This window comes from Acidovorax radicis N35, from assembly GCF_000204195.1.
Lineage (GTDB): Bacteria > Pseudomonadota > Gammaproteobacteria > Burkholderiales > Burkholderiaceae_C > Acidovorax > Acidovorax radicis.
The window spans coordinates 26,334-48,942 of sequence record NZ_AFBG01000018.1 but is presented as its reverse complement, the minus strand read 5'-3'; the positions used below and the strand labels follow the sequence as shown (position 1 = coordinate 48,942).

Sequence of the window (22,609 nt, the reverse complement as noted above, 5' to 3'; positions counted from 1 at the left end):
CCGCCCATGCTTGGGTGATGACAAAAGCATCATCCCCCGGCCATCGTCCGCCCCCTTTGAGATAGCGGGGCCGAAGAATTCTGCTGGATTATCTTGCGAGGGCGCCAGCGCCCGCTTTCACAGCGGTGTGACCAGATGCTGCAAATGTGCAAACCCCGCAGCCCGGGCAAAGCTTGGCAACGTCCAGACGGCGCCATTGACACCCCAGGAGCCATCGTCGACTTCATGCAGGACGACGGAAGTGGCGAGATGGCGCTTTTCATCCAGCGGCATCGATTGCTTGAACGCTTCGTGCATCAAGCGCACGTAGTCGGCTCGCGACACCTTGTCGAGCACACCCACAGGCAGGTAAATCATCGCCATGCAGGGCAACATCTGAGAACCCACATCAGTGCCACCGCACGTCCAGCTGCTGACGGCAACTTCGCGGATCAACACCCAGCACAGTGCGCGTTTGCGCGGCTCGTCAGGAATTTGCTCGGCATGGGCTGCGGCTTCGTTGACGCGGCGAATCAAAGAGACTCGGGCATCGCCGGAAAAAGAACCTTCTGGCACATGGATCAGGATGGTTGGCATGGTGGGTCGCGGGATCACGGGGTTGTAGAAGACAACCATTGAACCGAATTTCCGAATGCGCTTAAAGTGTCTTTTTTGACATTTTTCACGCCAAATCAGCCATGCTCGATTTCACCATCCTGGTGCTTCCAGGGGCCTACGCAGCCAGCGTCGCCGCAACGCAAGACATGCTGCACGCGGCTTCGGTATTGGCACCCCGCATGGGCGATCGCAAACCAGCGTGGAAGGTGGTCTCCCCGGATGGCGGCTCCAGTGCACTCAGCGGTGGCCTGTGCATTGAAACGCGCCGTGCGCCGCTTCGGGCTGGCCGGGACACGTCCATCTGGGTCGTGCCTGGCCTGGGCATCGACAGCATCGAAGCTGTTGTGCCGCGCTTGGCACAAGCAGATGCTCAGCGGGCAGCTAGCTTGTTGAGGCAGCACTCTGCTGCTGGGGGTATCGTGGCCGCGTCCTGCTCAGCGGTCTTCCTGCTTGAGCACGCGGGCCTGCTGCAAGGGCGCCGCGCTACGACCTCCTGGTGGCTGGCCACAGAACTACAGCGCATGGCACCAAAATGCTCGGTCAATGCGGATCGCATGATCGTCAGTGACGGCCAGGTGATCACGGCTGGTGCCGCATTTGGGCATTCGGACCTGATTTTGCATTTGCTGGGACTGCGTTTTGGATCAAGCCTTGCCCAGGCGGTTGGCAAGTTGCTTTTGATCGAAGGGCGCCAAGCCCAAGCGCCGTTTGTGGTGCCGTCGATGCTGGCCAACGGACATGAGTTGATCGGCCGGCTGATGCGGCGGATCGAATCCTCCCTGCCGCACCCACCCAAAATCTCGGAGCTGGCCAGGGAATTTGCCATGTCCGAGCGCACGCTGGCGCGCCGCGTACGCGCGTACACAGGGCATGGCCCGTTGGCACTGGTGCAGAACGCGCGGCTTCAACAGGCGCGCCTGCTGATTGAGAGCAGCCGCATGACCATGGACCAGATTGCCGCATCCGTAGGCTACGAGGACGCGACAGCACTCAGGCGGATGGTGCGCAAGGTGACGGGGGCCAACCCGAGCCAGTTCCGGGGAGCGAACAAAACAATCACCGACTGAACTGGATAACCCGACCCAATGTCACCAACAACCAACCACCCCGCCCCACAACCACAGCAAAAACCATAGCGGGTAGCGCTTTCTGCAAAAGCGCTGGAGGCCCAAACCACTCCACAAGTTCTTCACACTACACCGCTGCCAGCGCCCGCTCCGACGACACTGCCTTCATCTCCTTGCGCAGCGCCACCGCATCCCGCACCTGCGCAGGCGCCGAGGCATCGACGCGGAACACCTTCACGGTCTCGGTCATCGTCTGGGCTTGGCCGTTCAGCTCCATCGCAGACGCTGCGTTTTCCTCCACCAGCGCGGCGTTCTGCTGGGTGATGGTGTCCAGCTGCGCCACGGCGGCGTTGACCTGCGAGATACCGCTGAGCTGTTCGTCGGACGCACTGTGGATCTCGCCGATCAGCGTGTTCACGCGGCGCACCAGCTCCAGTGACTCGGTCATGGTCTTTTGGGCCGCGTCGGTCTTTTGGTGCCCTTCGCTCACCTTGGCGGCCGAGTCGTCGATGAGCTGGCGGATTTCCTTGGCGGCCGACAACGTGCGGTGCGACAGGCTGCGCACTTCAGACGCCACCACCGCAAAACCCCGGCCCTGCTCGCCGGCGCGCGCGGCCTCCACCGCAGCGTTGAGCGCGAGGATGTTGGTCTGGAACGCGATGGAGTCGATGAGCTGCGTGATCTCGCTGATGCGCCCGGACGCGGCCTGGATCTGCTTCATGGTGCTGGCCACGCCGTCCACGGCCTCGCTGATGCGCCCGGACGCGGCCTGGATCTGCTTCATGGTGCTGGCCACGCCGTCCACGGCCTCGCTGCTGCGCTCGGCCACCTGGGTGGCCTGGGTGGCCAGCACCGTGGCCTGGCGCGCCGATTCAGCCGTCTGCTTGACGGTGCCAGTGATTTGCTCCATCGACGCCGCTGTCTGCTCCAGGTTGCTGGCCTGCGCCTCCGTGCGCGATGAGAGGTCCTGGTTGCCTTGCGCGATCTCGCGCGTGGAGACCTGCATGTGCTCACTCTCCTGGCGCGCGTCCCGCACGATGGACAACAGGTTCACGTTGAGCTGGGCCAGCGCTTTTTGCAGCTGGCCCACGGTGTCGTTGCGGGACGCCGCGATCTTCTGGGTGAGGTCACCCGCCGCCATGCGGTTGGCCCAGCGCAGCATCTGCAGCAGCGGCGCCACGGTGGCGCGGTGCAGGTACACGGCCATGCCCAGGGCCAGCAGCACCACACCCAGCCAGGCAGCCCCGCCCGCCAGGGTCATCGTGTGCCCGCCCAGCAGCGCTGCGCACCAGGACGCGACCACCAGCAGCAGTGTGCACAGCATGATCTTGCCCAGGGGCCCCGGTTGCAGCGCCCGGGCGATGCGGCCTGGCAGGCTGCGGGTGATCACCTGCCCTTCGCGCAGGGTGTGCACCAGGGTTCCGGCCTGTTTTTCAACCTGCATCTGGCGGTAGAGCTGCTCAGCAGCCTGGACCTGCTCGCGGGTGGCTTCCGTGCGCACCGACATGAAACCCGTGGGCTGGTCGCCCTGCATGAGCGGCGTGACGTTGGCCATCACCCAATAAAAGCTTCCATCCTTGCGCCGGTTCTTGACGGGGGCCGACCAGGGGTTGCCGCTGGCAATGGTTTCCCACATGTCCCGGAACGCTTCTTCGGGCATGTCGGGGTGACGGATCATGTTGTGGGGTTGCCCCAGAAGCTCCTGTTTTTCGTACCCGCTGACCTCGATGAACATCGGGTTGCAGTACAGGATGCGGCCCTTGAGATCGGTGGTGGACACCAGGGTCTGGCCTTTGGGAAACGCATATTCCTGCGTGCTGACCGGAAGATTGACGCGCATGGAGAACCCTTTCGTGGAGGTGCCTTGCGCTCGCCCGGAGCACGCGGCCATTCAACTAAAAAAGCCGTTGCCATGCTAGGCCCAGGATTGGCAATAGGGAAACACTGAATGCGCATGGCGGACGCGCCCGCCACATATCACCAACATGGTGCACCGCACCAATACCATGCCCACCCTCCACGCAGCCACGCACCATTCCAGGGGTTTGCTCACCAATTACTATGATTTATATAGCAAACAATCGATAACAGATAAGCGCCAGGGTCCGTTTCCTTTCAAAAATCCATACCCACAGGCGCTGGCATAACCATTGCTTGATCACCTGCGCAGCCAACGCAGGCTGCGTGACAGCCCGGTGCAACGGCGGATTGGGCGAACAAGACGTTGGCGTCTTCATGGGGTGTGCTGGGGCTGGCAAACAACCAAGCCCGCAGAGCCCGTGTTGGCGTCTTTTTGTTTTCTGCCCGGCTGCGGGTGTGCTGGCAACAGCACTGCAGCTTCTTTGCGCAAGATCGCCATGCTTCAATTTCGAGAATTTCTCAAGTCAGGCCACGCCCCCACGCTGTGGTCGTCGTTCCTCTATTTCGGCTTCTCGTGTGCAATCTGGGTGATCAACGGCGCGATGGCACCTTTCATCCGCGAGGCCTTCCAGCTCACGCCGACGCAGATGGGCATGATGCTGTCCATCCCCATCTTTGCGGGTGCGCTCATGCGTTTTCCGCTGGGCATCCTGGCGCAGTACATCGGCCGCAAGAACGCCACGCTGGTCGAGATGGCGGGCATCTTCCTGGCCATGGGCTACGGTTTCCTGTTCGTGCACACCTACAACGACCTGCTGGCCATGGGCATTCTGCTGGGCGTGGCGGGAGCCAGCTTTGGTGTGGCGCTGTCGCTGGGCTCGGGCTCGTTTCCGCCGCGCTACAAGGGCCTGGCCATGGGCATCGTGGGTGCCGGCAACGTGGGTACGGCGGTGGCCGCACTGCTGGCCCCCGCGCTGGCGCAAAAGTTCGGTTGGCAGGCCGTGTATGGTTTTGCCGCCGTGAGCGTGGCCATCCCCGCGCTGGTGATGGCCATCTACGCCAAAGAACCTCCAGACCTTGCGGCCCACAGCAGCTTTCGTGAACACATTGCCTGCCTGTTCGAAAAGGACGGCTGGGCCTTCAGCCTGATCTACGCCGTGACGTTTGGCGGCTTCATCGGCCTCACCGCCTTTTTGCCCAGCTACTTCTACGACCAGTTCAGCGTGAGCAAGGTGCAGGCAGGCCAGCTCACGATGATGGCGGCCTTTCTGGGCGCGGCCCTGCGCGTGTTTGGCGGCTGGCTGTCGGACCACTGGGGCGGCGTCAACACACTGACGGGCGTGCTCGCCATCACGGCCGTGAGCATGGTGCTGTGCGGCCTGGCAGAGAACTCACTGCCCATCACCATGCTGCTGTTCCTGGTGTGTTTTGCAGCGCTGGGCGCTGGCAACGGCGCACTGTTCCAGCTGGTGCCGTTGCGCTGGCCACTGACCACGGCGGTGGCGGGCTCGATGATCGGCGAGATCGGCGCGCTGGGCGGTGGCCTTATCCCCAACGGCATGGGCATTTCGCGCCAGTACACCGGCACGTACCTGTGGGGCTTTGTGGGCATCGCAGTGTGTGCACTGGCCATGCTGCTGCTGCTGCGCGTGATGCAGATCCGCTGGACGCGGACCTGGGCCGAACGCGGCGGACGGGCCAGGACTTCTTCCTGAGGCGTTGCGGCTTCCTGCCTGCCCCTCTGGCGTGGGGGCATGGGCCGCGCCGGTTTCAGAGGCCGCGCACCACCTCGGCACTCTGAAATCAAGCAAAAACAGGACCCAGCGCTTATCCCATAAGCGCTAGTAGCTATATTTTCAGTAGCAAATCACCACCACCGGCCCTTACCGGGGCAGGAACAGCAACCAGTAGATCAGCAGCAGATTCACCAGCACGCTCACCGCAAGCGCGATCTTCCACAAGGCGGTGGCGTCGCGCTGCATCAGCGGCTGCGGGCCGGAGGCCGACAAGGGCCGGGAGGCACCGCGCTCCAGGGCCAGCAGCAGCTCCTCCGCCGTTTCGAAGCGCTGCGTGCGGTTGCGGGCCACGGCCTTCAAGGCGATCTGGTCGAGCCAGATGGGAACGCCCGGGTTGTGGCGGCTGGGGGCCACGGGGTCGCGGTGGTAGCGGCCCAGCTGGTACTGCACCACTTCGCCATAAGGCAGGCGCCCCTGGCTGAGCAGCTGGTACAGCGTGACACCCAGCGCAAACAGGTCGCTGCCCGCATCGGGCAACTGGCCGGACGGGTCTCCGTTGCGTTCGTAGCCCGGCCACTGCTCGGGGTTCATGTAGCTGGGGGTGCCCGCGTGCAGGCGGCGGGTGGCCTCGGGTTCGCGGCCGGAGAGGGCCACGCCCAGGTCCAGCACGCGCAGCACACCATCGTCGCCCAGGTGCAGGTTGTCGGGCTTGATGTCGCGGTGCACCACGCCCTGGCGGTGCAGCCAGCCCAGCACGCGCGCGGTCTGCACGGTCACCGTCACGGCCTGCCCCACGGCCAGGTGCTGGCGGTGGCGCAGGCGCTGCCCCAGCGTGTCGCCGGAATGCCAGTCGTACAGCAGGTAAAACGCGCTGGCCCCCGCGCCATCGCCCGTGCCGGTGGCGCCCAATGGCCAGTCGTTGAGCCGCGCCAGATGGGCTGCGGCCTGGCCCGACTGCATGCGCCGCGCCACCCAGGCCTCGTGCGCCAGCGTGGCGCGCTCTTCCACGTCGTGGGCACGCGCGGGCAGCAGAGTCTTGAGCGCATACAGCCGCTGCGTGGCCCCGTCGCGCACCTGGTAGATGCGGTGGATGCCACTGTCGGCCACCAGGGCCGTCACCGTGAGGCCATCCACGGTGTCGCCCACCTTGAGCAGGGGCAGCACGGGCAGATCCTGCGCGCGGCGGGATTCGTCCTGCAGTGTGGCCTCCAGCGCGCCCTGCACCCGCACCACCAGCGCAGTCACGTTGTCGCTGCTGCCACGGCGCAGCGCGGCCTGCGCCAGCTCGTCGCAGAGCGCCTGGGCCGCCAGGTCCTGGCGCAGCAGCTGGCGCAGTTCGCGCTCGGGCAGGCTGCCGTGCACGCCGTCCGACAGCAGCACAAACAGGTCGCCGCTGCGCAGTTCGCCCTGGCTGTAGTCCACCACCACATGGTCATCCAGGCCCATGGCGCGGGTGAGCTGGTGGGCAAAGTCGCGCTGCGACATGACGTGGTCGGTGGTCAGCTGCTGCAGGCGGCCCTCGCGCACCAGGTAGGCCCGCGTGTCGCCCACGTGGGCCAGCGTGTACGACTGGCCGCACAGCACCAGCGCGGTCAGCGTGGTCAGCCCCACCGCAGGCTGGCGCCGCCGGTTCATGGAGGCCAGCCAGCCATTGTGGGCGGACAGGATGCGGTCCAGCGCCACCGTGGTGTCCCAGGTGTCGGGCGTGGCGAAGTAGTCGTTCACCAGCGTGTTCACCGAGGTCTGCGCGGCCTCGCGGCCATTGCCTCCGGTGCTCACGCCGTCGGCAATGGCGGCAATCGCGCCGCGCTCGCGGTCGCGTCCCTGGCCCTGCACCAGCGCGGCGAAGTCCTCGTTCAGCTCGTTGCGCCCGGCCTGCGAGGCGTGGCCGAAATCCAGTTCAAAACTCATGCACCAGCTCCATGCAGGTTCCGTGCCCAAGGTGGTGCGCGCCGCGCCAGGCCAGGGCGCACACCCACGGCCGCTGCGCGGCGCCGGGGCAGCCCTGCACCGCCCACCCGCACACAGGCCCCTTCACCCCCCAAACGCCGCCCCACATCAGTGCAAACCGACTGGCACAAGCATTGCTTAACCCCAGCAACGACCTCACGAGGTCACGCAATTCATCCGTGCAATGGCGCACTGATGGGTTGTACGGACGAAGGCGTCCGCACATGCGGTTTCGAATGAAAGTCGAAGCAGCATCGTGTGGACGCCTTTTTTGTTTTTCGAATCGCCCAGGCGATAGAACCGACGGAGTCACGATGAAAAAGCTCAAGCTGGTGATGGTAGGAAACGGCATGGCCGGTGTGCGCACGCTGGAAGAGCTGCTCAAGATTGCCCCCGATCTGTACGACATCACGGTGTTCGGTGCCGAGCCGCACCCCAACTACAACCGCATCCTGCTCTCGCCCGTGCTGGCCGGCGAGCAGACCATCGACGAGATCATTCTGAACGATTGGTCCTGGTATGCCGACAACCACATCACGCTGCACACCGGCTTCACGGTGACCGACGTGGACCGCGTGCGCCGCGTGGTCAGCGCGACCAGTGCCGCAGGCGACGTGATCACCGCCGAATACGACCGCCTGATCATGGCCACCGGCTCCAACCCGTTCATCCTGCCCGTGCCGGGCAAGGACTTGAAGGGTGTGCTTGCCTACCGCGACATTGCCGACACCCAGGCCATGATCGACGCCGCAGCCACCTACAAACACGCCGTGGTCATTGGCGGCGGCCTCTTGGGCCTGGAGGCTGCCAACGGCCTCATGAAACGCGGCATGCAGGTCACCGTGGTGCACGTGGCGCCGTGGCTCATGGAACGCCAGCTCGACGATGTGGCCGGCAAGATGCTGCAGGATTCGCTGCAGCAGCGCGGCATGCAATTCTTGATCGGCGCGCAGACGCAGGAACTCGTGGGCAACGCCGACGGGCGCGTGGCGGGCATCAAGTTCAAGGATGGCACCGAGGTGCCCGCCGACCTCGTGGTGATGGCCGTGGGCATCCGCCCCAACACCGCGCTGGCTGAAAAGATGCGCCTGCACGTGAACCGCGGCATTGTGGTGAGTGACACGCTGCAGACCACTACCGACGCACGCATCTACGCCGTGGGTGAATGCGCCGCGCACCGGGGCATCGCCTATGGCCTGGTGGCCCCGCTGTTCGAGCAGGGCAAGGTGCTGGCCAACCACCTGGCCGAGTTCGGCATCGGCCGCTACCAGGGCTCGCTGACCTCCACCAAGCTCAAGGTCACCGGCATCGACTTGTTCTCGGCCGGCGACTTCCAGGGCGGTGAAGGCACCGAGGAAATCGTGATGAGCGACCCCTTTGGCGGTGTGTACAAGAAGCTCGTCATCAAGGACGACAAGCTGGTGGGCGCCTGCCTGTATGGCGACACGGTGGACGGCAGCTGGTACTTCAAGCTGCTGCGCGACGGACGCAGCGTGACCGACCTGCGCGACAAGCTCATGTTTGGCGAATCGCACCTGGGCGACACGGGCCACCAGGGCCAGAGCAAGGCTGCCGCCATGCAAGACAGCGACGAGGTCTGCGGCTGCAACGGCGTGACCAAGGGCGCGATCTGCAAGGCCATCAAGGAAAAAGGCCTGTTCACGCTGGATGAAGTGCGCAAGCACACCAAGGCCAGCGCCTCCTGCGGCTCATGTACCGGGCTGGTGGAGCAGATCATCATGTTCACAGCGGGCGGCGACTACAGCGCCACGCCCAAGACCAAGGCCATGTGCGGCTGCACCGACCACGGCCACCAGGCCGTGCGCGACGCGATCCGCAGCAGCAAGCTGGTGACCATCGCCGACGTGTTCAAGTTCATGGAATGGAAGACGCCCAACGGCTGCGCCAGCTGCCGCCCCGCCGTCAACTACTACCTCATCAGCACCTGGCCCAAGGAGGCCAAGGACGACCCGCAAAGCCGCTTCATCAACGAACGCAGCCATGCCAACATCCAGAAAGACGGCACCTACAGCGTCATCCCGCGCATGTGGGGGGGAGAGACCACGGCAGACGAACTGCGCCGCATTGCCGATGCGGTGGACAAATACAAGATCCCCACCGTCAAGGTCACGGGCGGCCAGCGCATCGATTTGCTGGGCGTGAAGAAGGAAGACCTGGTCAACGTGTGGAAGGACATCGGCATGCCCAGCGGCCACGCCTACGCCAAGGCCCTGCGCACCGTGAAGACCTGCGTGGGCAGCGAGTGGTGCCGCATGGGCACCCAGGACAGCACGCAGATGGGCAAGGACCTGGAGCGCGCCATGTGGCGCATGTACGCGCCGCACAAGGTGAAGTTCGCGGTATCGGGCTGCCCGCGCAACTGCGCCGAGGCCGGCATCAAGGATGTGGGCATCATCGGCGTGGACTCGGGCTGGGAGATGTACGTGGCCGGCAACGGCGGCATCAAGACCGAGGTGGCGCACTTCTTCACCAAGCTCAAGACGTCGGAAGAAGTGCTGGAGTACACCGGCGCGTTCTGCGAGCTGTACCGCCAGGAAGGCTGGTACCTGGAGCGCACCGTGCACTACGTGGACCGCGTGGGGCTGGACTACGTGAAAAAGCGCATCCTCGACGACCACGCGGGCCGCAAGGCGCTGTGGGAGCAGCTGCAGTTTGCGCTGGACGGCGAGCCCGATCCCTGGTTTGAATTTGACAAGGCGGCGGTGGACACGCGCCAGTTTGCCCCCTTGGGCGCCTGATGGGCACCTGATCGCCCGAGCCCATAGAGAACCCCACCATGGACCGCAGAACCCTCCTGACCGCCGCCAGCTGCACCGCCGCGTGCAGCGCCCTGGCCCCGCTGGGCAACGCCCACGCCCAGATCAGCGACCTCAACGACGCCATCAACAAGGCCGGGCGCCAGCGCATGCTGAGCCAGCGTGTGGGCAAGGCCTGGCTGGCCCTGTCCCACAAGGCCGACACGCCCACGGCACGCCAGGTGCTGGACCAGTCCATGGCACTGTTCGAGCGCCAGCTGGCAGAGCTCAAGGCCTTTGCGCCTTCGCCCGCCATCCGCGAGACCTATCTGAAGCTGGAGACCGCGTGGGCCGCCCACAAGGTCACGCTGGCGGCCGAAACCTCGTCCACCGACAACGCCAGCGCCATGCTGCAGGCCGATGCCAAGGTGCTGGCCCTGGCCCATCTGGGCACCACGCAGTACGAGGCGGCCCTGGGCAAGCCCGTGGGCCAGCTGGTCAACGTTGCGGGCCGCCAGCGCATGCTGAGCCAGCGCATGGCCAAGTTCTACCTGGCCGCCATGCTGCCCGTGGACGCGGCCACCGCCACCACCGAGATCGCCAAGGCCCGCGGCGAATTCATCGCAGCCACCGAGCTGCTGCGCAACGCCCCCCAGGCTACCAACCGCATCCGCCAGGAACTGCAGCTGGCCGACGGGCAGTGGGTGTTTTTTGACGCCGCGCTGCAGCGCATGCAGGGTGGCGGCAACGTGAACCGCCAGGTGGCCGAGGTGTTCGTGGCCAGCGAGAACCTGCTCTCCAGCATGGACCGTGTGACTGGTATGTACGCGGCGCTGGCGGCCTGAGAAACTGCCACAAGCCCCCAACAAATAACGAGCCGCCCCACGAAGACCCTGGCAGGCTCCCCAACAACATCCAAAGACACCGAAGGAACCGCGATGACCACGACCCACACCCCGCAATGGAAGCTGATCTGCCGCGTGGAGGACATCCCCGAGCTGGGCTCGCGCCGCGTGGCGCGCCCCCAGGGCCTGGATGTGGCCGTGTTCCGCAACGACGCCGGGGGCGTGTTCGCGCTGCTGGACCGCTGCCCGCACAAGGGCGGCCCGCTGTCGCAGGGCATCGTGTTTGGCACCCACGTGGCCTGCCCGCTGCACAACTGGACCATCGGCCTGTGCGACGGGCAGGCGTCCGCGCCCGACGAAGGCTGCACGCCCAAGTTCGCCGTGAAGGTGGAAGATGGCGCGGTGTACCTGGATGCCCTGGAGCTGGATTCGCATGCGCTCGATCTGGCACGGCCCCTGGCAGGGCCGGTGCGGCGCGGCCTGGCGGCCTGAACACCCGCCCCGCCCCCTCTGTCCGCAGGTCCAAAGGCCCATCGACCACCAACGCTATCAAATAAATAGCTTCCAGCGCTTTATCAATAAGCGCTGGAGTCCAAAAATATCTGGAATCCACGCCATGCAAGAAACCAAATCCACCTGCCCCTACTGTGGCGTAGGCTGCGGCGTGATCATCGAAAGCGACGGCCCCCAGATCACTGGGGTGCGGGGCGACCCAAACCACCCCGCCAACTTTGGCCGCCTGTGCACCAAGGGCTCGACCCTGCACCTCACGGCCAGCAGCCCCATCACGCTGCAGACCCGGCTGCTGCAGCCGCAGCAACGTCTGCAACGCAGCGATGCTCCACGCGCCATCTCATGGGACGCGGCCCTGGGCCTGGCCACCGAGAAGTTTGCCCACACCATCCAGCAGCACGGCCCCGACGCCGTGAGCTTTTACGTGAGCGGCCAGTTGCTGACCGAGGACTACTACGTCTTCAACAAGCTCGCCAAGGGCCTGATCGGCACCAACAACATCGACACCAACTCGCGCCTGTGCATGAGCAGCGCCGTGGCGGGCTACAAGCAGACGCTGGGCGCCGACGCGCCACCCGCCTGCTACGACGACGTAAAACACGCGCAGTGCCTGTTCATCGTGGGCAGCAACGCAGCCTGGGCGCACCCCATCTTGTTTCGCCGCATCGAAGACGCACGCGCCGCCAACCCCGGCATGAAGGTCATCGTGGCCGACCCGCGCCGCACCGACACGGCCGGCATGGCTGACCTGTTCCTGCCTATCCAGCCCGGCAGCGACGTGATGCTGTTCAACGGCATGCTGCACATCATGCTGTGGGAAGGCTGGATCGACGCCGCCTACATCGGCGCGCACACCACGGGCTTTGACGAACTCAAGGCCCTGGTGCGCGAAGCCACGCCCGACCGTGTGGCCCAGGTGTGTGGCATTTCGGTGGCCGACCTGACCACAGCCGCCAAGTGGTTTGCCACGTCCAAGGCTACGTTGAGCCTGTACTGCCAGGGCCTGAACCAGAGCAGCAGCGGCACGGCCAAGAACGCAGCGCTCGTCAACCTGCACCTGGCCACCGCGCAGATCGGCAAGCCCGGTGCAGGCCCGTTCAGCCTGACGGGCCAGCCCAACGCCATGGGCGGCCGCGAAGTGGGGGGCCTGGCCAATTTGCTGACCGCCCACCGCGACCTGGCCAACCCGCAGCACCGCGCCGAAGTGGCCGCGCTGTGGGGCGTGGCCGATGTGCCCAGCAAGCCCGGCAAGACAGCGGTGGAGATGTTCCAGGCCGCCGCCGATGGTGAGATCAAAGCCCTGTGGATCGCCTGCACCAACCCCGCGCAGAGCATGCCCGACCAGGCCACCGTGCGCCGCGCACTGCAGCGCGCCGAGTTCGTGGTGGTGCAGGAGGCCTTTGCCACCGCCGCCACCTGCGCCTATGCCGACCTGCTGCTGCCCGCCACCACCTGGGGTGAAAAAACCGGCACGGTGACCAACAGCGAGCGCCGCATCTCGCGCGTGCGCTCTGCCGTGTCCGCCCCCGGCGAAACACGCCACGACTGGGCCATCGCGGTGCAGTTTGCGCACCAGCTGGAGGCACGCCTGCGCCCCGGCCAGCCCACGCTGTTCCCCTACACCACTGACGACGCCGACCAGGGCGCCGAAACCGTGTGGAACGAACACCGCGAAAGCACGCGCGGCCGCGACCTGGACATCACCGGCCTGTCATGGGACATGCTCGAATCCCAAGGGCCACAACAGTGGCCGCTGCCCGAGGGCGCCACCACCGGCAAGGCCCGCCTGTACGAAGACGGCGTTTTCCCCACCGCCGACGGCCGCGCACGTTTTGCAGCACACGCCTGGTTGCCTACGGCCGAACAACGCGAATCGCGCTACCCCTTCAGCCTGACCACGGGCCGCCTGCGCGACCAGTGGCACGGCATGACGCGCACCGGCACGCTGGGCCGCCTGTTTGGCCATGTGGCCGAGCCCAGCGTGCAGCTGCACCCGCAGGACATGGAGCGGCGCGGCCTGAAGAACGGCGACCTGGTCTATGTGACGAGCAAGCGCGGCACCATCGTGGTGCCTGCGCAGGCCGACACCACCGTGGGCCTGTCGCAGGCCTTCATGGCCATGCACTGGGGCAGCGAGTTCTTGAGCGGCTGCTCGTCCACCGGCGAGCGCTTGGCAGGCGTGAACGCGCTCACCACCTCGGCCTACTGCCCCACGTCCAAGCAGCCCGAGCTCAAGCACGCGGCCGTGAAGGTGCTCAAGGCCGAGCTGCCCTGGACGCTGCTGGCGATGGCCTGGCTGCCCGCCAGCAGCGCCCAGGCCACGCGCGAGGCGCTGTCCGCACTGATGGCGCAGTTCCCGTTTGCCAGTTGTGTGCCCTTCAGCAACAACACGCCGCTGGGCGAACCCGGGCGCGAGCGCGTGGGTGTGCTGCTGCGCGCCGCCGCGCACGAAGCCCCGCCGGACGCCACGGTGGAACGCATCGAAGCCCTGATGGGACTGGCCACCACCGACACGCTGCGCTACGCCGACAAAAAACGCGGCCAGCGCCGCGCCGCGCGGCTGGCACGCCACGGTGACACCACCACGCTCGAAGGCATCGTGCTGGCAGGCGACACCAGCGCCGAGGGCTGGCTCAAGACCCTGCTGCAGGAAGAGCTGCCCGCGCAAACTTATGGCCGCCTGCTGCTGGTCCCCGGCGCCAAGGCACCCGTGGCCGTGCAGTCGCGCGGCAAATCGGTGTGCACCTGCTTCAACGTGACGGACACCGCCATCACCGCCGAGCTGGCGCGCTGCCACGGCACCGACGACGACCGCCTGGCCCAGCTGCAGGGCAAGCTGCGCTGCGGCACCAACTGCGGCTCGTGCCTGCCCGAACTCAAGCGCATGGTGCGCGCTACGGGGCCGCTGGCGTCCAAGCCCCTGGCACAGGCCGCCATATAACGAAAAGTTCTCTAGGTTGCAGGAAAATAGCGAACATATCCCCCAAGACACCAGGATTGGTGCAACTGGGCTCCAGCTAGGCATCTCGGCGCAGACAGTGCTTGCGTACGGCAAGCCGAGATAACGACGCTGGAGCCCTGTTTCACCGATCCGCCAAAAAAAGACCATGGGCATTAGCCAGTACATCAAAGAGATCGGCCGTGGCGCACGCGGTGCCAAGCCGCTCACGCGTGAGCAGGCCACGGATCTGTTCGGCCAAGTGCTGGATGGTCAGGTGAGCGACCTGGAGATCGGCGCCTTTTGCCTGGCCATGCGCATCAAGGGCGAGACCTCGGAGGAGATGTGCGGCTTTCTCGATGCCACGCACCAGCGCCTGGCCCTGCTGCCCGCCACCGACCGCCCGCTCATCGTGCTGCCCAGCTACAACGGTGCGCGCAAGCTGCCGGTGCTGACACCGCTACTGGCCCTGCTGCTGGCACGTGAGGGCCTGCCCGTGCTGCTGCATGGCATGCGCACCGAGGCGCGCCGCATTTTGGCATCGGATGTGCTGCTGGCGCTTGATATACCTGCGCTAAAAGCTCCTGAAAAGATAGCAAATGGCACGGTGCGCCACATCCACACCCAACACCTGCACGCGGGCCTGGCGCGCCTGCTGTCGGTGCGCGAGGTGGTAGGCCTGCGCAACCCGGGGCACAGCGTGGTCAAGCTGATGAGCCCGTGCGCAGGGCCCTCGGTCGTGGTCACGGCCTACACGCACCCCGAATACTTCGAGATGCTGCAAACCACGTTCGGCACGCTGGGCATGACAGCACTGCTCTCGCGTGGCCTGGAAGGCGAGGTCGCCACCGACCCCCGCCGCACGCCCCGCTACGACGGTTTTGTGCGCGGCGTGCACCAGGTCCTGGAATCCCAGCAGCCTGGCACGGCCAGCGAAGTGCCCGGCCTGCCTGCAGAGATCGACGTGGCCACCACGGCGGCCTACACGCGCTGCGTGATGGCCGGCGAGTTGCCGATCCCGCCGGCCATCAAACGGCAGGTGGAACATATCTTGCGACTTGCCGATCAAACAGTTTCGGAGACATCCCCATGAGCCGCCCCACGCCCACCACCACCCTGCCCCCCTCCACACCCCACCTGGGCACCGGCGGCAGCTGCACGCTGGTCGGCGCAGGCCCGGGCGACCCAGAGCTGCTGACTATCAAGGCGCTCAAGGCCATCCAGGCGGCCACCGTGCTGCTGGTGGATGACCTGGTGAGCGATGCCATCGTGGCACACGCATCCCCCACGGCCCGCATCATCTACGTGGGCAAGCGCGGCGGCTGCAAGAGCACCCCCCAGGCCTTCATTGAAAAACTGATGCTGATGGCGGTGAACGAAGGCGAGAACGTGGTGCGTCTCAAGGGTGGCGATCCGTTCATCTTTGGCCGTGGTGGTGAAGAAGTGGAGCACCTGCGCGCCGCTGGTGTGCCCGTCACTGTGGTCAACGGCATCACGGCGGGCCTGGCGGGCCTGACCTCGCTGGGCGCACCGCTCACCCACCGTGAGCATGCCCACGGCGTGGTGTTTGTCACCGGCCACGCCAAGCCCGGCGACGCGGGCACCGACTGGCGCCAGCTGGCCGCCACGGCCCGCGACGCCAAGCTCACGCTGGTGATCTACATGGGCGTGAGTGGCGCTGCCACCATCGAGCAGGAACTGCTCACCGGCCTGCCCGCCAGCACACCCGTGGCCATCATCCAGCACGCCAGCCTGCCACACCAGCGGCATGCGGTCACCACCCTGGGTGCGCTGCACGCCACCATCACGCGCGACGGGCTGGCCAGCCCGTCGGTGATCGTGGTGGGCGATGTGGTGCGCGGCGTGGCCCTGGCATCGCAGGATGCCGCCGCTGACGCCCCGCTGGCGCGGCGCGCCGTGTAGAACCCCGCAAGGCAGGGTCTCCCGACGTACCGGCAACTCTGGTGCACGGGGTGCGCGCCATGCCGGTGCATCCTGGCCCGCTTCCCACGCTTGTTGGCCGGAGCAGGCCTTGCTTGCCCCTTTGCGACGAGGCACCTGGACTGCCCCGCCTAGCGCCGCCACAGAGACGCGCGGCAAGCACAGAAAACTCCCTTTTTTGCAACGCGCATCCAGCACATTGGCCCGGGTATTGCTTGAAACATGTATCTGAATGCAATGCGCGAAAGGACCCCCATGGCAGCCTATTCCCTTTCCCCACGCACCGGCACCACTCCAGCGCCCTTCACCCCCTCCGTGGCCCCGTCATCGGCACCCCGCGACAACGAGATGTCGCTGGTCAACCTCGCAGCGCGCCAGCGCATGCTGTCCCAACGCATGGTGCTGCAGACCGTGCTGGCAGCGGGCGGCAGCGACCTGCATCTGAAAGCAGCACGCAGCACGCTGGCACTGTTCACCACCAGCCAGGCCACGTTGGTAGATACGCCGCGCCACCTTGATACCGCCGATGCCGACCGCATCCGCAAGGTGTACCAAGGCCCCAGCGGCGTGGGCGCCACCATCGACGCCTTTGCACAACAGGTAGGCACCGCGCTGGACTTCACGGAACGCCGCAGCCCACGCGTCGAGGAAGTGCTGGACCGGCTCGTACAAACCACCGACAGTGTGCTGGAGGCGCTCAATACCGCCACCACGGTGTTCGACCAGGTGGGCAAGGCGAAGTCCGAAACCCTCATGAAGGAGCTGGCAGGCATTGTGGCGTCGATCCAGACGGTGGCCCGCGAGGCCAAGGTGGTCAGCTTCAATGCCCAGGTCATGGCGGCCCGCGCAGGCCAGCACGGACGGGAATTCGCCGTGGTGGCGAACGTACTTTCCGGCATCACCAACGAAATCGACGGACTTTCGCTGCAGGCGGTCTCGCTGGCCGGACGCAGCCGTGGAGCCGCCTGAAATGGGTGCAACAGGCACTTACAATTGACAGCCATTGGAAACGGCGGCGGATGGGCAGAGCGCCCACACTCCGCCCACGGACAGGCGGTAGCCCGGCTGCAGCGGACCGGCCCCTTTTTCACGCCAGACACACAACACTTTCGGGAGACGCGTAAGCCATGAAGATCACCACCCTGTGCAAGAGCCTGGCGTTGGCCGGTTGCCTGCTGGCAAGCACCAGCATGGCCTGGAGCTACGAAATCAATGCAGGCAAGGTGCTGGACGGTGCAGGCAAGGCCATCCAGCTGCGCGGCGTGAACTGGTTTGGCTTTGAGACCAACAACCACGTGGTGCATGGCCTGTGGGCACGCAACTGGACCGACATGATCACGCAGATGCAGGCCCAGGGCTTCAATGCCGTGCGCCTGCCGTTTTGCCCCGCCACCCTGCACGGCTCGGCCCCGCCCGACAGCATCGACTACGGCCGCAATGCCGATCTGCAGGGCCTGTCAGCCATCCAGGTGATGGACAAGGTCGTCAGCGAGCTGAGCAACCGTGGCATGTATGTGCTGCTGGACCACCACACCCCCGATTGCCAGACCATCAGTGAACTCTGGTACACCCCCGGCTACAGCGAGCAGCAGTGGATCAGCGACCTGACCTTTGTGGCGCAGCGCTACGCAGGCGTGCCCGGCGTGATCGGCCTGGACATCAAGAACGAACCCCACGGCGCGGCCACCTGGGGCACCGGCAACAACGCCACGGACTGGAACCGCGCGGCCGAGCGCGCCGCAGCGGCCGTGCTGCAAGTGGCGCCTCAATGGCTGATCGCCGTGGAAGGCATCGGCGAGAACCCCAGCTGCTCGGGCGGCAACGCGCACTTCTGGGGTGGCAACCTGGAACCCCTGGCCTGCACGCCCCTGAACATTCCGGCCAACCGCCTGCTGCTGGCGCCGCACACCTATGGGCCCGATGTCTATGTGCAGCCCTACTTCAACGCCTCCAACTTCCCGAGCAACATGCCGGCCATCTGGGACCAGCATTTCGGCCAGTTCGTGCAGGCGGGCTATGCCGTGATGCTGGGCGAGTTCGGCGGCAAGTTTGGCCGTGGCGATGCGCGCGACGTGTTGTGGCAGAACGCGCTGGTGGACTACATGGTCGGCAAGGGCATGCGCAGCGGCTTCTACTGGTCGTGGAACCCCAACAGTGGCGACACCGGCGGCATTCTGGATGACGACTGGACCACCGTGCGCACCGACAAGGTCCAGCTGCTGCAGCGGCTCTGGGGCGATGGCACGACGCCCACCACCCCGACAACACCAACCACTCCCACGACCCCAACCACGCCCACCACGCCAACGCCTGCCGGCGGTTTCTCGGTGCAGGAGATGATGGACAGCGTCTGGAACTCAGGCTATTGCCAGCGGGTTCGGGTCACCAACCAAGGTACTGCCGCGGGCAACTGGGCCATAACCATCCCCGTGAGCGGCACCGTCAACAACCTGTGGAATGCCACCTGGTCGCAGGCGGGCAGCAACCTGAACGCGTCCGGTGTGGACTGGAACAAGACCCTCGCCCCCGGGGCAGCGGCCGAATTCGGTTTCTGCGCCGCGCGCTAAGCAACTTTTTCCCCCATTGAACAAGGGCTCCTGCCATGCAGGGGCCCTTTTTTGTTCCGGGTTCCCGGCCTACCCGCCAGCGGTCTCGCGCACCTGCCTGAAACGCTCCGCCAGCTCCTTGCGCAAGGACTTGCGCAGCAGTGCCGCATCCCAGCGGCGGCGTTCGTCGGGCGTGGAAGGCGACAGCGGCGGCACCTGCACCGGCTTGCGCGCCTCGTCCACGGCCACCATCGTGAAGAAGCAGCTGTTCACATGCCGCACCACCTGCGAGCGGATGTCTTCGGCCACCACCTTGATGCCGACCTCCATCGACGAGGAACCGGTGTAGTTCACGCTGGCCAGGAAGGTCACCAGCTCCCCCACATGGATGGGCTGCAGGAACATCACCTGGTCTACGCTCAGTGTCACCACATAGCAGGCCGAATAGCGGCTTGCGCACGAATAGGCCACCTGGTCCAGCAGCTTGAGAATGGCCCCGCCGTGCACATTGCCGGAGAAATTGGCCATGTCGGGAGACATCAGCACCGTCATGCTGAGTTGGTGTGAAGGGATGTTCATGCCACGATTTTAGGGCTCCACCGTGTTGCAGGCACAACGCCGCAGGCCGCTACACTCGCGCCACACAAGCCAGATCGCGGCCCATCAAAAAGCCAAGCAGGCCGGGAGGCCAGAGGGGAAAGCATGCTCGAAATCGACAAACTCAATGAATTCACCGAAAGCCATGGTGCGCTGCGGCGCGGGCGGGGCCTCGTGTCCGGCGTGATTGCGCTCACGCTGGCCATCCTGTGTTTTCTGGGCGTGCTGGCCTTCCACTTCCCCGAATACCTGACCACGCCACAACTGCGCAAGAGCTACGACGTAACGGTGATCCGCTACATCATGCTGACCGCCATGGCCATCGCAGGGGGCATCTCCCTCGTCAACATCCTCTTCAACCGCTCGCGCTGGCTGGCCACGTTTGCCTTTGCCATGGTGGCGCTGGCGGCGTTCCTGGGCGGCCACAAGGTCGAGGTGGACCCGAACTTCCCCGACAACACCCCGTACATCGGCCTGGACTGGTTCATCCTTGACCTGCTGGGCAGCTCGCTGATCTTCATCTTCATCGAGAAGCTGTTCGCGCTGCGCAAGGACCAACCCATCTTCCGCGCCGAGTGGCAGACGGACTTCCACCATTTCATCGTGAACCACATGGTGGTGGGCTTCGTGCTGCTGGCCACCAACCTCATCGTGCACCGGTTTTTTGGCTGGGCGGCCAACGACGGTATTCGCGGCTGGGTGCAGGGCCTGAACTTCTGGGTGGCGCTGTTCCTCATCGTGCTGGTGGCCGACCTGGTGCAGTACTGGACCCACCGTGCCTACCACGAGGTACCTGTGTTGTGGCGCCTGCACGCCGTGCACCACAGCGTCAAGAGCATGGACTGGATGGCGGGATCGCGCCAGCACATCCTGGAGCTGATCATCACGCGCACGCTGGTGCTGGCCCCCATCTACGTGCTGGGGTTTTCCAAGGAAGTGATCGACGCCTACATCGTCATCGTCGGCTTCCAGGCCGTGTTCAACCACGCCAACGTGAGCGTGCGCCTGGGCCCGCTGCGCTACGTGCTGGTCACGCCCAACTTCCACCACTGGCACCACAGCCAGGACCAGGAGGCGTTGGACAAGAACTACGCCGCGCACTTTGCCTTCCTTGACTACCTCTTTGGTACCGCCGTGAAAAGCACCAAGCTCTGGCCCGAACACTACGGCGTGCTGGGCGACTATGTGCCCAACGGGTTTGTGAAGCAGTTCAAGTTTCCGTTCACCTGGAAGGGCTGAGGTAGGCCCGCCCGAAGCACTACAGCTTGCCGAGTTCGGCTTCGAGCGACTTCAGCTGGTTGCGCAGCTCGTTGGTTCGCGCCTCACACGCGGCCTTGTCCTTGTCGGCCCCGGCCGCACGCTCCTGCGCGAACTGGGAGCCTGACGCCAGGGTGCTGCGCCGCAGCGGGCCCGCATGGGCCACTGCGGTATCCGGTGCCATTGCAGCGCATTCCTGCTGGTTGCGCTCGACGGCCGCGCGCGCCTGGGGCACGCCCTGGTTCTGCAGATAGTGCTTGCGCTGCCAGGTTGCGCCGAAGGCGCCTTCCTTTGCGGTGGAGGGGCCGGGCTGAACGGGGCTGGCGCCCTGCATGGCAGGCCGTACCTCGATCTTTTCGCCCTGGCCCGCGCAGGGCTCGTCCTGGAACGACACCTTGCCATTGGCGTCCGTACATTTGTTGATGGCCCACGCCGGGGCCAGAAAGCCCAGCGCCAGGGCGCAGGCGGCACAGTGGATCGGTTTCATGGAGCAGTCCTTGGCGGGTGGATGCGACATGCTAACGCGCCGCGCGCAACCTGCCCGCCGCCTCCGCGATCACACCGGGCCCTGGCCCGCGAAGCACGGCGTGCGGAGCGGCTGCGTGCCCCATGGCTTTGGACATCCGTCCAGGTTTCCGCTCCTGCGCAAGGGATAGGGATAGGCGCCTGTCCCTAACTTGACGCAGCCCCGGTAAAAACCCGGTGGGTGCGCAGCCACCGCCCTCCTACCATCGCCGCACCTTGTGGCCACGGTGGCCGACACCAGGAGGAGCTGTTTGATGAAGACCCACGTTGCCCTGTCCGCTAGCCAGCGGCTTTCCCTGGCGCGCCGCCGCAGTCTCGTGCTGGCGCTGGCAGGCGGTGCGGCCCTCGCCAGCCTGTCCGCCAGAGCACAACCCACTCCAGGCAAGGGCGACATTCTCATTGGCCGGTCTACCGCGTTGTCGGGTGGCATGGCCCCTTTTCTCGCGCCCATCCATGAAGGACAGGACGCCGCGGTGGAAGACGCCAACGCCAAGGGCGGCATCGGCGGGCGCAAGGTCCGGCTGGTGTCGCTGGACGATGGGTTCGATCCACGCCGCACGCTGGAGAACGCCAAGCAGCTGAGCGAAAAAGAGGGTGTGCTGGCCCTGTTTGGCGTGTCCGGCACGTCTCAGGTGATGGCGCTGCTGCCCTACCTGGCGCAAGCCAGGCTGCCGCTGATCTCGGTGTACACCGGCAGCCCCGCCATCCGGGCACAGCAGCACCCCTATCTGTTCACCACCCGGGCCAGCTACGCCGATGAGCTGGTGAAAATTGTGCGCAACCTGGTGGCCGTGCAAAGTGCACGCATCGCCGTCGCCTACGAGAACAATGACTTTGGCAAGCTGCTTTTGCCATTGGTCGAAAAGACCCTTGCCGCCGAGGGCGCGACGCTGGCCGGCTCGCATGCCCTCGCCCCGACCGGAGAAGACGCCAACGAAGCCGCCAAGGCCCTGGCCGCCCAGAAACCACAAGCCGTGCTGCTGGTGGCGGCAGGCCCGCCCGTGGTGGCCTATGTACGCGCCAACCGTGCGAACCTGGGCGTGCCGGTCTACACCCTGTCCCTGGGCGCGGGCACAGCGGTGCTCAAGGCGCTGGGCGACGATGCGCGCGGCCTGGCCGTAGCGCGCACCGGCCCATCGCCGAGCAAGCCCACGATTGCACTCACGCGCGAATTCCAGGCATCCATGAAGCGCCACGACAAGCCCGTGGACTACGACCGCTATACCGGCTACATGGATGCGCGCGTGCTCATTGAAGGCCTGCGCGCGGCAGGGCCCGGCGTCACCCGGGCCAGCCTGGTCCAGGCCATGGAAGGCCTGGGCAACCTCGACCTGGGCGGCTACAGCTACCAGTTCAGCGCACAGAACCACCACGGCTCGAATTTTGTGGACATTGCGGTGGTGGGCTCCGGCGGGGTGTACCGGCAATGACGGCGTGATCGCCCCGATGAACGCTGCGGCGACAATGGCGGCCCCGCCACC

General features: G+C 65.7%; 17 protein-coding genes. 12 read left to right on the top strand and 5 right to left on the bottom strand.

The window, feature by feature from the left end:
• Positions 1-117: 117 nt before the first annotated feature.
• The gene (locus tag ARADN35_RS0105750) at positions 118-576 is read right to left on the bottom strand and encodes a tautomerase family protein (RefSeq protein WP_029413425.1); all 459 of its coding nucleotides are present in this window, start codon (positions 574-576) and stop codon (positions 118-120) included.
• A 101-nt stretch (positions 577-677) separates the two neighbouring features.
• Between ARADN35_RS0105750 and ARADN35_RS0105745 the strand changes: the two genes are divergently transcribed.
• The gene (locus tag ARADN35_RS0105745) at positions 678-1,664 is read left to right on the top strand and encodes a GlxA family transcriptional regulator (RefSeq protein ID WP_010460012.1); all 987 of its coding nucleotides are present in this window, start codon (positions 678-680) and stop codon (positions 1,662-1,664) included.
• A gap of 127 nt (positions 1,665-1,791) precedes the next feature.
• On the opposite strand, the gene ARADN35_RS0105740 is transcribed toward ARADN35_RS0105745, so the two are convergent.
• Positions 1,792-3,504 carry a methyl-accepting chemotaxis protein gene (locus ARADN35_RS0105740; RefSeq protein WP_010460009.1) on the bottom strand — a complete coding sequence of 571 codons (1,713 nt, stop codon included), beginning with the start codon at positions 3,502-3,504 and terminating at the stop codon, positions 1,792-1,794.
• A 517-nt stretch (positions 3,505-4,021) separates the two neighbouring features.
• On the opposite strand from ARADN35_RS0105740, the gene ARADN35_RS0105735 reads away from it, so the two are divergent.
• Positions 4,022-5,239, top strand: coding sequence for an MFS transporter (locus tag ARADN35_RS0105735; protein WP_029413424.1), 1,218 nt, complete (start codon positions 4,022-4,024; stop codon positions 5,237-5,239).
• 168 nt (positions 5,240-5,407) lie between these two features.
• Here ARADN35_RS0105735 and ARADN35_RS0105730 read toward each other — a convergent pair whose 3' ends face one another.
• Positions 5,408-7,171: a bifunctional protein-serine/threonine kinase/phosphatase gene (locus tag ARADN35_RS0105730; protein WP_010460004.1), complete on the bottom strand. Its 1,764-nt coding sequence runs from the start codon at positions 7,169-7,171 to the stop codon at positions 5,408-5,410.
• Positions 7,172-7,524: 353 nt separating this feature from the next.
• Here ARADN35_RS0105730 and nirB point away from each other — a divergent pair, with 353 nt between their 5' ends.
• From nirB to ARADN35_RS0105690, 8 genes are all read left to right on the top strand, one after another.
• Entirely contained in the window at positions 7,525-9,969 is a 2,445-nt protein-coding gene (gene nirB / locus ARADN35_RS0105725) for a nitrite reductase large subunit NirB (protein WP_010460002.1), read from the top strand.
• Between the two features lie 38 nt (positions 9,970-10,007).
• Entirely contained in the window at positions 10,008-10,811 is an 804-nt protein-coding gene (locus ARADN35_RS0105720; RefSeq protein ID WP_010460000.1) for a type IV pili methyl-accepting chemotaxis transducer N-terminal domain-containing protein, read from the top strand.
• Positions 10,812-10,904: 93 nt separating this feature from the next.
• Positions 10,905-11,303 (top strand): nitrite reductase small subunit NirD, encoded by a 399-nt coding sequence (nirD, locus tag ARADN35_RS0105715; RefSeq protein ID WP_010459998.1) that lies wholly within the window; start codon positions 10,905-10,907, stop codon positions 11,301-11,303.
• 124 nt (positions 11,304-11,427) lie between these two features.
• On the top strand, positions 11,428-14,265 hold the full coding sequence (locus ARADN35_RS0105710) for a nitrate reductase (RefSeq protein WP_010459996.1): 2,838 nt from the start codon (positions 11,428-11,430) through the stop codon (positions 14,263-14,265).
• A gap of 166 nt (positions 14,266-14,431) precedes the next feature.
• A complete protein-coding gene (ybiB, locus tag ARADN35_RS0105705) occupies positions 14,432-15,355 on the top strand; it encodes a DNA-binding protein YbiB (protein ID WP_010459994.1) in 924 nt (307 codons plus the stop codon).
• Entirely contained in the window at positions 15,352-16,185 is an 834-nt protein-coding gene (gene cobA / locus ARADN35_RS0105700; RefSeq protein WP_010459992.1) for a uroporphyrinogen-III C-methyltransferase, read from the top strand. The genes ybiB and cobA overlap by 4 nt, the downstream gene beginning before the upstream one ends.
• Before the next feature lie 273 nt (positions 16,186-16,458).
• On the top strand, positions 16,459-17,172 hold the full coding sequence (locus ARADN35_RS0105695; RefSeq protein ID WP_010459990.1) for a methyl-accepting chemotaxis domain-containing protein: 714 nt from the start codon (positions 16,459-16,461) through the stop codon (positions 17,170-17,172).
• A 158-nt stretch (positions 17,173-17,330) separates the two neighbouring features.
• On the top strand, positions 17,331-18,770 hold the full coding sequence (locus ARADN35_RS0105690; RefSeq protein WP_010459988.1) for a cellulase family glycosylhydrolase: 1,440 nt from the start codon (positions 17,331-17,333) through the stop codon (positions 18,768-18,770).
• Between the two features lie 69 nt (positions 18,771-18,839).
• Here the strand turns inward: ARADN35_RS0105690 and ARADN35_RS0105685 are convergent, their stop codons facing one another.
• Entirely contained in the window at positions 18,840-19,328 is a 489-nt protein-coding gene (locus tag ARADN35_RS0105685) for an acyl-CoA thioesterase (RefSeq protein WP_010459986.1), read from the bottom strand.
• A 123-nt stretch (positions 19,329-19,451) separates the two neighbouring features.
• Between ARADN35_RS0105685 and ARADN35_RS0105680 the strand changes: the two genes are divergently transcribed.
• Complete coding sequence (locus ARADN35_RS0105680; protein ID WP_010459984.1) at positions 19,452-20,585, top strand: sterol desaturase family protein; 1,134 nt, start codon at positions 19,452-19,454, stop codon at positions 20,583-20,585.
• A 19-nt stretch (positions 20,586-20,604) separates the two neighbouring features.
• Here ARADN35_RS0105680 and ARADN35_RS0105675 read toward each other — a convergent pair whose 3' ends face one another.
• The gene (locus ARADN35_RS0105675; RefSeq protein ID WP_010459982.1) at positions 20,605-21,090 is read right to left on the bottom strand and encodes a DUF4124 domain-containing protein; all 486 of its coding nucleotides are present in this window, start codon (positions 21,088-21,090) and stop codon (positions 20,605-20,607) included.
• Positions 21,091-21,382: 292 nt separating this feature from the next.
• Here ARADN35_RS0105675 and ARADN35_RS0105670 point away from each other — a divergent pair, with 292 nt between their 5' ends.
• Positions 21,383-22,558, top strand: coding sequence for an ABC transporter substrate-binding protein (locus tag ARADN35_RS0105670; RefSeq protein WP_010459980.1), 1,176 nt, complete (start codon positions 21,383-21,385; stop codon positions 22,556-22,558).
• Positions 22,559-22,609: the final 51 nt, after the last annotated feature.